The sequence below is a fragment of the Streptomyces flavofungini genome (genome assembly GCF_014650815.1).
Taxonomy (GTDB): Bacteria; Actinomycetota; Actinomycetes; order Streptomycetales; family Streptomycetaceae; genus Streptomyces; species Streptomyces flavofungini.
In genome coordinates this window covers 587294-600701 of the sequence record NZ_BMVR01000006.1, presented here as the reverse complement: position 1 = coordinate 600701, position 13408 = coordinate 587294, and the positions used below count along the sequence as shown (strand labels likewise).

The window sequence follows — 13408 nt, the reverse complement described above, 5'->3', positions numbered from 1 at the left end:
TGGCGGGAGAGAGAGGAGCCGGACATGGCCCTGTTCAAGAAGCGGACCGTCGGCAAGCCGGGCGAGTGGTACTACTGCCTGCAGCACAACAAGGTCGAGGAGGGGCCGGACTGCCCGGGGAAGGACCGCTTCGGTCCCTACGCCTCCCGCGAGGAGGCCACCCGGGCGATGGAGACGGCGGCCGAGCGGAATCTTGAGTGGGACACGGATCCCCGCTGGCACGACTCCGCTGCGCGGGGCGAGGAGGACTGAGTCCGGCCTGCGGCCCGGCGGGGACCGTTCCTGTCCCGCTGCTTCGCGGCGGACATCTCCCACCCGCCCGCCCCTTTCCAGTTGACCGCAGGGTGGACGTCTCCTGCGGGGGTTGCTCGCCATCGGCGGGTGCGGGACCGGGACCAGGAAGGGTGGGCACAGCCCCCCCCCCGGCCGACGGTGCCGGTCGTGTAGGCGTGCGCCATGTGCCCGGTCGGGGGCGCAGGTACCGCGAGGACGGCCCCGACCGGCCTAGGCGGCTGCTGCCGCCGCGGCCTCCCTGCGGCGGCGGGCGTCGGCGTCCGTCGTCGCGTCGTACCGCAGCAGCGACGGCATCGCGGCAGCCAGCGCACCCACGGCGCCGACGCAGATGAGGCCGCCGGACCAGATCGCCGGGCGGGTGCCGGACCAGCCCGCGGCCGCGCCCGCGCGGACCTGGCCGAGCTGGGGGCCGACGCTGTAGGAGAGGACCTCGATCCCCGCGAGCCGCCCCCGCAGCTCGTCGGGAATCGTCTGGTTCCAGATCGTGGACCGGGCGAGCCCGCTGAGCATGTCCCCGGCCCCGGCGAGGGCCAGACAGAACAGCACCAGCCACACATTGCCGAGGACCCCGGCCAGCGTGATCGCGAGCCCCCACCCCGCGGCCCCGCACACGACGAGCACCCCGTGCCGCCGCACCCGCGACGTCCACCCGCTGGTGAGGCTGAGGGCGAGCGACCCCACGGCCCCGGCGGCGTACATCAGCCCCAGCGACCACTCGGCGTCCAGGTCGTCCGCGAGGAACGGGAAGATCGTGTTGGGGAAGGCGAACAGCATCGCGACCCCGTCGATGGCGTACGTACCGAGCAGCACGGGCCGCGACCACGCGTACCGCGCCCCCTCGGCGAGCCCCCGCAGGGACGGCTTCTGCGCCCCGTGCGTCGCGGGCGCGGGCGAGAGGCGGGTGCACAGCACGACGGACACGGCGAACCCGACGACGGTCACGGCGTACGCGCTGGCGTGCCCGGCGTAGGCGACGACGACACCCGCGAGCGCGGGCCCGGCGATCGCGCCGACGTTCCAGCGCAGCGAGTTCAGCGCGGCGGCCGCCGTGAGCTGGTCGTGCGGCACGATCCTGGCCATCAGCGAGTCCAGGGCGGGCCGCTGCAGTCCGGCGAGGCCCGAGACACCGGCCGCGACGACGTACAGCGGCCACAGCATCGGCTCCGGCAGCAACGCGTTCACGAACAGCACGACCGCGAGCAGACCGAGCGCCGCCTCGGTCAGCAGGATCACCTTGCGGCGGTCCACCGCGTCGGCGAGCGCCCCGCCGTACAGACCGCAGACGATCAGCGGTACGAGCTCGACGGCGCCCATCGCGCCGACGGCCAGCGGCGAGTCGGTGAGGTGCTTGATCTGGAGCGGCAGGGCGATCATCGCCATGAAGCTGCCGAAGTAGGTGACCAGACCCTGCACCCACAGGAGCCGGAAGTCGCGGGTGGAGTGCCAGGGGGACAGGTCGGGCAGTATCGCGGCGGAACGTTTCACAAGGGGTCATGTTCGGCGGCGGCCGAGGCGCGGCGCAAACGATTTGTTCCCGCCCGCGGCTCCGGGCGCACCCCACCCTCCGCCCGGCGCCGCAGCCCTCACCACCGCGACGGCGGCGGCGCCGTCAGCTGGTCCGCCAGCCGCGACAAGCGGTCCCGCAGCCGCCGCCGCCCCCGCTGCGCGGGCAGGCTGTTCTCGCCCGCCGCCGCGCTCACCAGGTGCTGCACGGTGTCCAGGTCCAGGCCCGCCGCGTCGGGCACGGTCAACGACTCGTGGGCAAGGGCTCCCAGATCGCCGTCGCGCTCGCCGAGCGCGAACACCGCGGCGCCCGCCCGGCGCGCGTCGTGCACCCGGGAGAGGAGTCCCGCCGGGGGCGCGGTGGGCGCCACCACCAGGAGCGTCTCGCCGCGCCGCGCCGCCTCGATCCGGCCGAGGCCCACCGAGAGCTGCGCGGGCGCGTCCGGGCGCGGCCGGTGCCGGACGAGCGTGGGCGTCAGCTCGGGGGTGCCGGACCAGGCGGCCTCGTCCACGAGGTGCGCGGCCAGGTGCCACGGCTCGTACTCCCGGGTGCCCACGAGCAGCAGCCCGCCGCCGTGCGGCAGCACGCTGGCACGCAGCGCCCCGGCGAAGCGGCGCGTGGCACCCGGCCATTCGGTCCCGGCGAGCACTTCGCGCAGCAGCGCGACCCGTACGGCGTCCATGGGGGCGCATACTGCCTCAACGGGAGATTCGTCAGCGGGAGTTCACCGCGAATTCCCCCACGTTGGGGAAGGGGCACGGATGCCAGTGGAGAATGCTGAGACAACCGGGACCGTCGAGACGTCCGTTCCCTTCCGCGCGGGACGCGAGGGGTACGCGAGCTTCCGGATCCCTGCCGTGGTCGTGACCCAGGACGGCACGGTCCTCGCCTTCTGCGAGGGCCGCGTCGGCTCGCAGGAGGACTTCGGGAACATCGACGTGGTCCTGAAACGGTCCGTGGACGGCGGCCGCACCTGGGGGCCGCTGCAGGTCGTCGGCGCCAACGGCACCGACCTCGCCGGGAACCCGGCCCCCGTCGTCCTCGACACCGGCCGCATCCTGCTCGTGCACGTCAGGAACGCCGCCGCGGCCACCGAGAACGCCATCCGGCGCGGCGAGGTGACCGCCGCCAACGGCCGCCGCGTCTGGGTGCGGCACAGCGACGACGACGGCCTCACCTGGTCCGCGCCCCGCGAGATCACCAAGCAGACGAAGAAGCCCGCGTGGCGCTGGTACGCCACCACGCCCGGCCACGCCATCCAGCTCGCCGACGGCCGCGTCGTCGTCCCCGCCAACCACTCCCTGCCGCCCGCCGGTGCGGACAACGGCACCGAGGGGAAGTACAACGGCGGACACTGCCTGCTCAGCGACGACCGGGGCCAGACCTGGCGCATCGGGTACGTCGACGACAACACCGACGGCTACATCAACGCCAACGAGACCACCGCCGCGGAACTCCCCGACGGCCGCGTCTACTTCAACACCCGCAACGACTCGCCGTCCCCCGGCACCCGTGCCGACGCCCACTCCCGCGACGGCGGCCAGACCCTCAGCAGGCCCTTCCGGCCGCAGTCCGGCCTCACCGGCCCCGTCGTCGAGGCCAGCGTCCTGCAACTGCTCGACCCCGACGTGCTGCTGTACTCCGGCCCCGCCGACCCCGGCTTCCGCGCCCTGATGACCATCCGCAGGAGCCACGACGACGGCACCACCTGGTACGCCGCCCACACCGTCGACGGGCTGCCCGCCGCGTACAGCGACCTCGTCCGCCTGGACGACGACGCGGTCGGGCTCCTGTACGAGACGGGGGACTTCAGCGCGTACGAGACCATCACGTTCCGGCGCGTCCCGCTCGGCCTCCTCGGCCTGCCGGACTGAGGCCGCCCGGTCCGGCCGGGCGCCCGACCCGGACGTAAGGTCGGACCATGACTACCTCGTCTTCATCTGAAAGCCCGCAGCAGGCCCCGGCCAAGGACCCCTGGGACCTGCCCGACGTGTCGGGGCTCGTGGTGGGCGTGCTCGGCGGCACCGGCGACCAGGGCCGCGGGCTCGCCTACCGGCTCGCCCGCGCGGGCCAGAAGGTGATCATCGGCTCCCGCGCCGCCGAGCGCGCCGCCGCCGCGGCCGCCGAACTCGGGCGCGGCGTCGAGGGCATCGAGGGTGCCGACAACGCGGAGTGCGCGCGGCGCAGCGACATCGTGATCATCGCGGTGCCGTGGGACGGACACGCCAAGACCCTCGAAGCGCTGCGCGACGACCTCGCGGGCAAGCTCGTCGTGGACTGCGTCAACCCGCTCGGCTTCGACAAGAAGGGCGCGTACGCCCTGAAGCCCGAGGAGGGCAGCGCCGCCGAGCAGGCCGCCGCGCTGCTCCCCGAGTCGCGGGTCACCGCCGCCTTCCACCACCTGTCGGCGGTGCTGCTCCAGGACGAGGCCATCGAGGAGATCGACACGGACGTGCTGGTCCTCGGCGAGCGCCGCGCGGACACCGACGTCGTGCAGGCCCTGGCCGCCCGCATCCCCGGCATGCGGGGCGTCTTCGCGGGCCGCCTGCGCAACGCCCACCAGGTGGAGTCCCTCGTCGCCAACCTGATCTCCGTCAACCGCAGGTACAAGGCGCACGCGGGGCTGCGCGTCACCGACGTCTAGGGCCGACCCGTCGGACAGGTCCCAGCACCGCGTTCCGGTGGCCGCGGGGCATGGGGGACACTGGTGCGGTACGTCCCCCGGATTGCCGCAACAGGAGCCGCACCCCATGCCCCGCCTAGCTCTGTACGCCCTCGTCGTCTGCGTCCTGTCCGTCGCCGCCGCCGTGGTCTCCTTCGCTCAGGGCAGCCTGCTCGGCATCGTGTGGGTGCTGCTCGCCGGACTCTCGTCCAACATGACCTGGTACTACGCCCGCAGGGCGAAGGCGCTGCGGCAGCGCGACAAGGCCGCCGCCGCGGGCCAGTAGCGGCCGCGCCCCTGCCGCCTATCCGTTCAGCACGGGGATGTCGGGGGTGCCCTGCCAGAAGCGGTAGAGGCGCTGGCCCCAGTACGTGTCCCAGTCGGTGACGCCGAGGCCGCGCAGGATCGCGTCCACCGCGTCGAAGAACACGTCGTTGACCTCCGGGATCCACAGGATGCCGAACACCGCGAGCAGCCCGAACGGCGCGAACGGCTCCACCTGGCGGCGGATGTTGAGCGACAGCCACGGCTCGATCACGCCGTAGCCGTCCAGGCCGGGGATCGGCAGGAAGTTCAGGATCGCCGCCGTCACCTGGAGCAGGGCCAGGAACCCGAGCGCGTACCGGAACGTGTCCGGGACGCCGTCCAGGGCGTCCAGCCAGAACGGCGCGGTGCAGACGACGGCGAACAGAACGTTCGTCAGCGGGCCCGCCGCCGAGATCAGGCTGTGCCGCCAGCGGCCCTGGATGCGGCCGCGCTCGATGAACACGGCGCCGCCGGGCAGGCCGATGCCGCCCATGATGACGAACAGCACGGGCAGCACGATGCTGAGCAGCGCGTGCGTGTACTTCAGCGGGTTGAGGGTCAGATAGCCCTTCGCGCCGATGGAGATGTCGCCGCTGTGCAGCGCGGTGCGGGCGTGCGCGTACTCGTGCAGGCACAGCGAGACGATCCAGGCCGCCGTGACGAACAGGAAGACGGCGAAGCCCGGGTTGTCCGCGAACCCGGTCCAGGCCGCCCAGCCCGAGGCCGCGGTGACCGCGGCGATCCCTAGGAAGACCGGGCTGATCCGGCGGTCGCTCCGGGTGGGGGCGGTGGTCATGGTGCTCCTTCGTCCGTGCGCGAGGCCGCGGCGGGCGGCTCGGTGGCGGGCCCTGGTGGGTTCGGGCGGGCCCGGGGCGGACCCGGTCGGCGCTCGCCGTCCCGCCTCGCGGCGGATGCTTCCCCACCCACCCGCCCTTTACCCCGCCCCGCACGGCCGCGGAACGGGATGCCGTTGCTGGTGGAGGCTACCCGGGCGGGCTGTGGAACGGGGTGGCCCGGGAAGGGGGCGTGAGGGCCGGGGTGTCGGCGAGGACCTGTCGGCGGGCCGGGGCGGGTGTGCCACCCCGACCCGCCGCCGACCGCCGCCTGCCCCGGGGGACGGGAACGTGCCGTAGGGCTTCGTCGGGGCGGGGCGGGGCGGGGCGGGGCGGGGCGGGGCGGGGCGGGGTGGAGCGGTGGGGTCTGGGGACCCGGCGGGTTGGGGCGGTGGTGTGCCCCTGGGGGTGCGGTGGTGCGGTGGTGGGTCCTTGGGGGTGCGGTGGTGCGGTGGTGGGTCCTTGGGGGTGCGGTGGTGGGCGTGGTGGCCGGAACCGGTGCGGGTGCGGGGCCGGGGCGCCGCGCGGGCAGGGGACAATGGGCGGGTGCGATATCGCGTCCTCGGCGTCACCCGGGCCCTGCGCCCCGACGGCACCACTGTGCCCGTCGGCGGCGCACGCCTGCGCGCACTCCTCGCGGCGCTCGCCCTGCGACCCGGGCGTACCGTCCCTCCGTCCTTCCTCATCGACCGGGTGTGGGGCGACGCGCCCCCGGCCGACGCCACCGGAGCCCTGCAGGCCCTGGTCGGCCGGCTGCGGCGCGCGCTCGGCGCCGACGCGATCGCCTCCGCCGACGGCGGCTACCACCTCTGCGCCGCCCCCGACGACGTCGACGCCCACCGCTTCGAGCGCCTGGTCGGCGAGGGCACCCGCGCCCTCGCCGACGGCGACGCCACCAAGGCCGCCGCGCTCCTCGACGACGCCCTCGACCTCTGGCACGGCGACGCCTTCACCGACCTGCCGGACCACACGGCGGAAGCCACCCGCTGGTCGGGGCGCCGCCTCGACGCCCTGCGCGCCCGCTTCACGGCGGCCCTGGCCCTCGGCCGGGCCGAGTCCGCCCTGCCCGAACTGACCGCCCTGTGCGACGGCCACCCCCTGGACGAACCCCTCCAGGCGCTGCGCCTGCGCGCCCTGCGGGACGTCGGCCGCGGGGCAGAGGCACTGGCCGCGTACCAGGGCGTACGCCGCACCCTCGCGGACGGCCTCGGCGCCGAGCCGGGCCCCGAATTGCGTTCCTTGTACGAGGAGTTGCTGCGGCCCGGGGGAGCTGCCGGGTCCGGTGCCGGGTCTGCGTCTGGGGCGGGAGTGTCGGGTGCGCGTGGTGGTGCGGGTGCTGCGACCGCCGGGCCTGGGGGAGGGGGTGTCCCGGTCGACGGGATTGCGGGGCCAACTGCCCTGCCGCGAGCGGTGACCGCCCCCACCGGCGGCGGCCGTGGCGTCGCTACGGGCACGGGCGGCGGCTCTGGCTCCGGCGGGGGCACTGGCGTGGGTGCGGGTGCTGATGCCGGTCGGGGTGTGGGTGGCGACTCGGGTCGGGGTGTGGGCGGCGACGGCTCTTCGGCGGGCGGTGGTGGGGGCGCGGGTTCGGGTCTGCACTCGGGCACCGGTGCGGGTGCGGGTGTCGGCTCCGGTCGCGGTGCGGGCAGCGCTGGCGCTTGGGCAGGCGCCGACGGCGGCACGCGCTCCGGCTCGTACCCGAACCCGGGTGCGGGTACGGCCCCCGACGCCGACCCCGCCCGCCCCACGGGCACCGGCGACACAGCCATCAGCCTCGGCACCTGCGCGGGCCCCAACCCCGGCGCCGGGCCCAGCCTCTCCACCGGCTCCGGCGCCGGGCCCAGCCTCTCCGCCGACCCCGACATCGCCCCCGCCCCCGACCGCGATCCCGCCGTCGCCACCGCCCCGGCCACCGCGCCCCCGGCACACCGGCCCCCCGCCCCCGGCAACCTCCGCGCCCGCCTCACCTCCTTCGTCGGCCGGAGCGGGGACATCGACGCCATCCGGGGCGACCTGGCGCGGGCTCGGCTCGTCACGTTGGTGGGGCCCGGCGGGGCCGGGAAGACGCGGCTGTCGCAGGAGGCCGCCGAGGCCGTGGGGGACGCGTCGCCGGACGGGGTGTGGCTGGCCGAACTCGCGCCGGTGGAGGGCCCGGACGATGTGCCGGAGGCCGTACTGACCGCGCTCGGCGCCCGGGAGACCGTGCTGCGCGGCGCGGGCGCCGAAGAGCTGCGGGCCGCGTCGGAGCGGCACGCCGACGACCCGATGGTGCGCCTCGCCGAGCACTGCGGCCCGCTGCGCATGCTGCTCGTCCTCGACAACTGCGAGCACGTCATCGACGCCGCGGCCCGCCTCGCGGAGCGGCTCCTCGCCGAGTGCCCGGGGCTCACCGTCCTCGCCACCAGCCGTGAACCCCTCGGTGTACCGGGTGAGTTGGTGCGCCCCGTCGGACCGCTGCCGGAACCCTTCGCGCTGCGCCTCCTCGCCGACCGCGGCGCCTCCGCCCGGCCCGGCTTCCGCATCGACGACGACGTCCGCGCCGCCGCCGAGATCTGCCACCGCCTGGACGGCCTGCCGCTCGCCATCGAACTGGCCGCCGCCCGGCTGCGGATGCTCACCCCGCGCCAGATCGCGGACCGCCTCGACGACCGCTTCCGGCTCCTCACCAGCGGCGCCCGCACCGTCCTGCCGCGCCAGCAGACGCTCCGCGCCGTCGTGGACTGGTCCTGGGAGCTCCTGGACGGCGCCGAACGCGCCGTCCTGCGCCGCCTGTCGGTGTTCGCGGGCGGCTGCGACCTCGCGGCGGCCGAGGCGGTCTGCGCCACACCACCCGACGCCGGGGGCGGCGCGGGTGCGACGGGCGGCGCCGAGGCGACGGGCGGCGCCGGGGCGACGGGGCACGCCGGAGCGACCGGCAGCGCCTCCGGCCCCCGTACCGGGCCCGGTCAGGGCCCCGTGCACCCCCACGACATCCCCGGCATCCTCGGCTCCCTCGTCGACAAGTCCCTCGTCGTCGCCGCCCCCGCCGCCCACGACGACGTGATGCGCTACCGGCTCCTGGAGACCGTCTCCGAGTACGCCGCCGAGCGGCTCGACGAGGCGGGGGAGCGGGACGGGGTGACCAGGGCGCACCTGACGTACTTCCGGGAGTTCGCCCGGGTCACCGACCCGGCGCTGCGGCGTCGCGGGCAGCGCGAGGCGATCGCGGCGTTCGAGACGGAGTACGAGAACCTGCGCAGCGCGCTGCGCCACGCCGTCGCCGCCCGGGACGAGCAGGAGGCGCTGTGCCTCGTCCTGTCCCTGTCGTGGTTCTGGCTGATCCGCGATCTGCGGCAGGAGGCGCGGAACTGGTCACGGGAGGTGATGGCGCTCGGCCCCGACCCGTTCGCCGGACCACTCACCCCCGCCGTCCCGCTGTACGAACACTGCACGGACACCCCGCCCCCGCTGACCGGCGAACTCCTCCAGGAGGCGCGGCGCGGCGTGCACCTCATCCAGCTCTCCTGCATGGACATGGAGCCGACGGGGTGGCAGACGCCGGCGGCCGAGCGGAAGCTGCGGGCCATCCGGGACACCTACCACCCGGGCCTGCCGCAGACCTGCCGGAACCCGGGCAACCTGTGGTTCTTCGCCGTCCTGATCACGGGGGACGTGGACCGGCTGCGCCAGGTCATCGACGGGACCGTCGACGCCTGCCGCGAGTTCGGCCTGACCTGGGAGCTGGCGTCCGCCCTCAAGCAGCGCGCCAACATCCTCGCCAACCGCGCCGACTGGGCGGGCGACGCCGTCCAGGACGCGGACGAGGCCCTGGAGATCTGCACCCGCCTCGGGGACTCCTTCGGCGCGGCCGAGGCGCTGTCGTCGCGCGGCGAGGCCCATGAGCGACGCGGTGAGTACCTGCTGGCGGCCGACGACTTCCAGGCCGCCATGGACCACGCGCGGGAGGTCGGCGCCCGGGGCCAGGTGGCGCTGCTGACCGCCCGGCTCGGCGCGGTGCTCATCGAGACGGGGCAGGAGGAGCGCGGCGAGCAACTCCTCCGGCAGTTCACCGACGACAAGAACAGCCGTCTGAACGGGGCGCTGCCCGTCGCCCGGCTCTTCCTCGTCGGCCTGCTCGGCCGCACCGGCCGCGTCGCCGAGGCGCGCGAGCAACTGGTGCGCCTGCGCGACGAGTTCGCGGTCTTCGGCTACGGCCTCTTCGAGGGTTTCCTGCTCGGTTCGCACGCCTGGCTCGACGCCGTCGACGGCCAGTACGAGCGCGCGCTCCGGTCCGCCCTGCGGGCCGTGGAGCAGGCCGCCGAGCCGTTGGCGCAGATGGTCGCCCCGCAACTGCTCTGCCTGCACCTGGCGACCGCCGCCCGCGCGCTCGCCGCGCACGACCCCGGCCGGGCGGCGGCCGCCGCCCGGCTGCTCGCCGTGTCCGACGCCCATCTGCCGGCCTGTCACGTCCCGGTCTCCCTGGAGCGGGAGATCCGCGGCGCCGCCGAACTGGCGGTCCGCGCGGTGCTCGGCGACGCGGACTACGCCGTCGCGTACGCCGAAGGCGACGGCCTCTCCTGGGAGCAGGCCGTCGCCTCGGCGGGGCTGTGATCCGGGGCCGCCGCGCGGCGGCCCCGGGGCACGTCGTGGCGCGTCGCCCGCGTCACGTCTTGGTGCGGAACTTGTGGATCGCGATCGGCGCCATCACACCCGTCATGACCACCGACCAGATGAGCGTCACCCACACGTCGTGGGCGACCGGAGTGCCCCCGTTCATCAGGCCGCGGGCGGCGTCGGCGAGCGACGACAGCGGGTTGTAGTCCGTGAACGCCTGGAGCCAGCCGGGCATGGACGTCGTCGGCGCGAAGATGGACGAGCCGAACTGCAGCGGCATCAGGACCAGGAAGCCCATGCCCTGGATCGCCTGGGCGCTCTTCATGACGACACCCATGGTGAGGAAGATCCACATCAGGCCCACGCCGAAGGCCAGGGCGAGGCCGACGGAAGCGAGCAGACCCGGGACGCTCTCCACGGAGAAGCCGATGATCAGGGCGACGGCCAGCAGGATCGCCGTGGCGATCAGCATCCGCAGGAGCTCGACCACGATCTTGGCGATCATCACGGAGGCGCGGCTGATCGGCAGGGACCGGAAGCGGTCCATGACACCGGTCTGGAAGTCCTGGTTGAAGCCGGTGCCCACGCCCATGGCCATGTTCATCCCCGTCATGGCCATCAGGCCGGGGATCGCGTACTGGACGTACTCGTCGCGGCCGCCGCCGAGGGACTGGCCGACGGAGCCGCCGAAGACGTACACGAACAGCAGGGTGAAGATGATCGGCATCAGGACGGCGTCGAGCATCGACTCCGCGTCCTGCTTGATCCACAGCAGGTTGCGGCGGACCAGCGCGCTGGTGTGCCGCACATGGGCGCGCATGCCGATGCGGGTGTCGGGCTCGGTCCTGGCCGCGGGCCGTTGCTGCGCGGGCGGCGCGGAGGGCGCCTTGACGGTGGTGGTGCTCATGCGGCGACCCCCTCCAGATCGGTGGCCGTGGCGTCCTGTGACTCACTGGTCTTGTGACCGGTGAGGGACAGGAACACCTCGTCCAGGCTGGGCAGTTCGGTGGCGATGTCGGAGAGCGTGATGCCGCGCGCGGTGAGCGCGCCCACGACCGCAGTGAGCTGTTCGTCGCTGAGGATCGGCACCAGGACGGTGCCGGTCTCGGTGTCGACGGTGGTGGTGGCGAGGCCCGTGAGACCCGCCTCGTCGAGCGCGGCGGCCGTGGGGCGCAGTTGCGCCGGGTCGGCCGGGCGGATGCGCAGAGTGCGGCCGCCGACCTTCGCCTTCAGCTCCTCGATGCCGCCGTTGGCGATGACCTTGCCGCGGTCGATGACCGCGAGCTCGCTGGCGAGCTGCTCGGCCTCTTCCATGTACTGCGTGGTCAGCAGGACGGTGACACCGTCGCCGACCATGCGCTTGACCTCTTCCCAGACCTCGTTGCGGGTGCGCGGGTCGAGGCCGGTCGTCGGCTCGTCCAGGAACAGCACGGCCGGGCTGCCGATCATCGAGGCGGCCAGGTCGAGGCGGCGCCGCATGCCTCCGGAGTACGTCTTCGCGGGCCTGCGGGCGGCCTCGGTGAGCGAGAAGCGTTCCAGCAGGCCGTCGGCGCGGGAGCGGGCCTCCTTGCGGGACAGGTCGAGCAGCCGCCCGATCATGTAGAGGTTGTCCCAGCCGGTCAGCTTCTCGTCCACCGACGCGTACTGGCCGGTGAGGCCTATGACGCGGCGCAGTTGGCGCGGCTGGCGCAGCACGTCGTACCCGGCGACGAAGGCGCTGCCGGAGTCGGGGGTGATGAGCGTGGAGAGGCAGCGTACGAGTGTGGTCTTGCCGGCGCCGTTGGGGCCGAGGACGCCGAGGACCGTTCCCTCGCGGACGTCCACGTCGACGCCGTCCAGCGCCTTGGTCTCGCCGTAGTGCTTGACCAGCCCCCGTACCGAAACAGCGCTTGCGGCGCCGTCCGCTCCCCGCTGGGGCTTGTTGTCGATTTCTGTCATGCCGTACATGAGAGCAGATGCCACCGACAAGCCACCGACAGCCGACCGACAGGGGCGGGACGGCGGCCGCCCTCGGGGACGGATGCGGGGAAATCCCCGCTCAGCGGGGCGAGCCGGCCGTGGGCGCGGTGGCGCGATGTCGACGGCGGTAATCCGGACAGGCCTGGAGGAGGCGGGCAGCCCGCCGACGGGGGACGGTCGGCGGGCTGCCGTTGGTGCCGCGATGGTTCTGTCGGCCGCGGTCCCCACGGCACGTCGTGCCGGGAGCCGCGGCCCGGGCGTCAGTGGACCGCGTGCTCCGCGGCCGGGAACGCGCCGCCCACCACGTCCTCGGCGAACGCCTTCGCGGCGTCGCCCATGACGCCGCGCAGGTCCGCGTACTGCTTCACGAAGCGCGGCATCTTGCCTCCGGTCAGGCCCAGCATGTCGGTCCACACCAGGACCTGGGCGTCGCACGCGGAGCCCGCGCCGATGCCCACGGTCGGGATGTGCAGCGACCGGGTGACCTCGGCGGCCAGCTCTGCCGGTACGAGTTCGAGCACCACCGCGAACGCGCCCGCGGCCTCGGCCGACTTGGCGTCGCGCAGGAGCTGGTGGGCGGCCTCCTCGCCGCGGCCCTGGACGCGGTAGCCCATGGTGTTCACGGACTGCGGGGTCAGGCCCAGGTGGGACATGACGGGGATGCCGGAGCTCACGAGCAGCTCGGTCTGGGCCAGCGAGCGCTCACCGCCCTCCAGCTTCACCGCGCCCACCCCGGCCTCCTTGACCAGGCGTGTCGCGGACCTGAGCGCCTGGACCGGACCCTCCTGGTACGAACCGAAGGGCAGGTCGGCGACGATCAGGGCGCGGCTCGTGCCGCGCACGACGGCCGCGGACAGGATGGCCATCTCGTCGAGGGTGACGGGCACGGTGGTGTCGTACCCCAGGTGGCAGTTGCCCGCCGAGTCGCCGACGAGCATGACCGGGATCCCGGCCTCGTCGAAGACGGACGCGGTCATCGCGTCGTACGCGGTGAGCATGGGCCACTTCTCGCCGCGCTCCTTGGCGGCGGTGATGTCGCGGACGGTGATGCGGCGCGTGCCCTTGCCGCCGTACAGCGTCTTGCTGCTGTCGGACGTCCGCTCCTTGGGGGCGGGGCTCTGGGCAGCCGAAAGCTGCGTCATCGCAACGGCTCCTTCTGTCGTCTCGAGGCGCCCTGACGGCGTCCCCGGATCACGTCCATGGTGGCATCGCGTGCCGCCCGGATGCTAGGGGGTGGTTTTCGGCCGATTCCGCCCC

11 protein-coding genes are annotated in these 13408 nt (G+C 74.3%); 5 read left to right on the top strand and 6 right to left on the bottom strand.

Annotated elements, in window-relative coordinates; all coding sequences use genetic code 11:
- Nucleotides 1–24 precede the first annotated feature (24 nt).
- A complete protein-coding gene (locus IE274_RS19125) occupies nt 25–252 on the top strand; it encodes a hypothetical protein (RefSeq protein ID WP_190116990.1) in 228 nt (75 codons plus the stop codon).
- A gap of 252 nt (nt 253–504) precedes the next feature.
- On the opposite strand, the gene IE274_RS19120 is transcribed toward IE274_RS19125, so the two are convergent.
- Both IE274_RS19120 and IE274_RS19115 read right to left on the bottom strand, forming a co-directional pair.
- Nucleotides 505–1779, bottom strand: a complete 1275-nt coding sequence (locus tag IE274_RS19120; protein WP_190116989.1) for an MFS transporter — start codon at nt 1777–1779, stop codon at nt 505–507.
- 98 nt (nt 1780–1877) lie between these two features.
- Nucleotides 1878–2480, bottom strand: coding sequence for a hypothetical protein (locus IE274_RS19115; RefSeq protein ID WP_190116988.1), 603 nt, complete (start codon nt 2478–2480; stop codon nt 1878–1880).
- A 79-nt stretch (nt 2481–2559) separates the two neighbouring features.
- Here IE274_RS19115 and IE274_RS19110 point away from each other — a divergent pair, with 79 nt between their 5' ends.
- The 3 genes from IE274_RS19110 (at nt 2560) to IE274_RS19100 (ending at nt 4746) form a co-directional block, all read left to right on the top strand.
- Nucleotides 2560–3672, top strand: coding sequence for a sialidase family protein (locus IE274_RS19110; protein ID WP_190116987.1), 1113 nt, complete (start codon nt 2560–2562; stop codon nt 3670–3672).
- A 47-nt stretch (nt 3673–3719) separates the two neighbouring features.
- Nucleotides 3720–4442 carry an NADPH-dependent F420 reductase gene (gene npdG / locus IE274_RS19105; protein WP_190116986.1) on the top strand — a complete coding sequence of 241 codons (723 nt, stop codon included), beginning with the start codon at nt 3720–3722 and terminating at the stop codon, nt 4440–4442.
- 106 nt (nt 4443–4548) lie between these two features.
- Nucleotides 4549–4746 carry a hypothetical protein gene (locus IE274_RS19100; RefSeq protein ID WP_190116985.1) on the top strand — a complete coding sequence of 66 codons (198 nt, stop codon included), beginning with the start codon at nt 4549–4551 and terminating at the stop codon, nt 4744–4746.
- 18 nt (nt 4747–4764) lie between these two features.
- Here IE274_RS19100 and IE274_RS19095 read toward each other — a convergent pair whose 3' ends face one another.
- Nucleotides 4765–5562 (bottom strand): site-2 protease family protein, encoded by a 798-nt coding sequence (locus IE274_RS19095; RefSeq protein WP_190116984.1) that lies wholly within the window; start codon nt 5560–5562, stop codon nt 4765–4767.
- Nucleotides 5563–6145: 583 nt separating this feature from the next.
- Here IE274_RS19095 and IE274_RS19090 point away from each other — a divergent pair.
- Entirely contained in the window at nt 6146–10189 is a 4044-nt protein-coding gene (locus IE274_RS19090; RefSeq protein ID WP_190116983.1) for an AfsR/SARP family transcriptional regulator, read from the top strand.
- A 52-nt stretch (nt 10190–10241) separates the two neighbouring features.
- On the opposite strand, the gene IE274_RS19085 is transcribed toward IE274_RS19090, so the two are convergent.
- The 3 genes from IE274_RS19085 to panB form a co-directional block, all read right to left on the bottom strand.
- Nucleotides 10242–11099 (bottom strand): ABC transporter permease, encoded by an 858-nt coding sequence (locus tag IE274_RS19085; protein WP_190116982.1) that lies wholly within the window; start codon nt 11097–11099, stop codon nt 10242–10244.
- Nucleotides 11096–12130: an ATP-binding cassette domain-containing protein gene (locus IE274_RS19080; protein ID WP_190116981.1), complete on the bottom strand. Its 1035-nt coding sequence runs from the start codon at nt 12128–12130 to the stop codon at nt 11096–11098. The genes IE274_RS19085 and IE274_RS19080 overlap by 4 nt, the downstream gene beginning before the upstream one ends.
- 281 nt (nt 12131–12411) lie before the next feature.
- Complete coding sequence (gene panB, locus IE274_RS19075; protein ID WP_190116980.1) at nt 12412–13293, bottom strand: 3-methyl-2-oxobutanoate hydroxymethyltransferase; 882 nt, start codon at nt 13291–13293, stop codon at nt 12412–12414.
- Between the last annotated feature and the right edge of the window lie 115 nt (nt 13294–13408).

Bases quoted from the DNA above. Each gene is read 5' to 3' on its own strand.
- npdG (WP_190116986.1), top strand. From the start codon at position 3,720: ATGACTACCTCGTCTTCATCTGAAAGCCCGCAGCAGGCCCCGGCCAAG.
- IE274_RS19080 (WP_190116981.1), bottom strand. From the start codon at position 12,130: ATGACAGAAATCGACAACAAGCCCCAGCGGGGAGCGGACGGCGCCGCA.
- panB (WP_190116980.1), bottom strand. From the start codon at position 13,293: ATGACGCAGCTTTCGGCTGCCCAGAGCCCCGCCCCCAAGGAGCGGACG.
- IE274_RS19115 (WP_190116988.1), bottom strand. From the start codon at position 2,480: ATGGACGCCGTACGGGTCGCGCTGCTGCGCGAAGTGCTCGCCGGGACC.
- IE274_RS19095 (WP_190116984.1), bottom strand. From the start codon at position 5,562: ATGACCACCGCCCCCACCCGGAGCGACCGCCGGATCAGCCCGGTCTTC.
- IE274_RS19125 (WP_190116990.1), top strand. From the start codon at position 25: ATGGCCCTGTTCAAGAAGCGGACCGTCGGCAAGCCGGGCGAGTGGTAC.
- IE274_RS19100 (WP_190116985.1), top strand. From the start codon at position 4,549: ATGCCCCGCCTAGCTCTGTACGCCCTCGTCGTCTGCGTCCTGTCCGTC.
- IE274_RS19110 (WP_190116987.1), top strand. From the start codon at position 2,560: ATGCCAGTGGAGAATGCTGAGACAACCGGGACCGTCGAGACGTCCGTT.
- IE274_RS19085 (WP_190116982.1), bottom strand. From the start codon at position 11,099: ATGAGCACCACCACCGTCAAGGCGCCCTCCGCGCCGCCCGCGCAGCAA.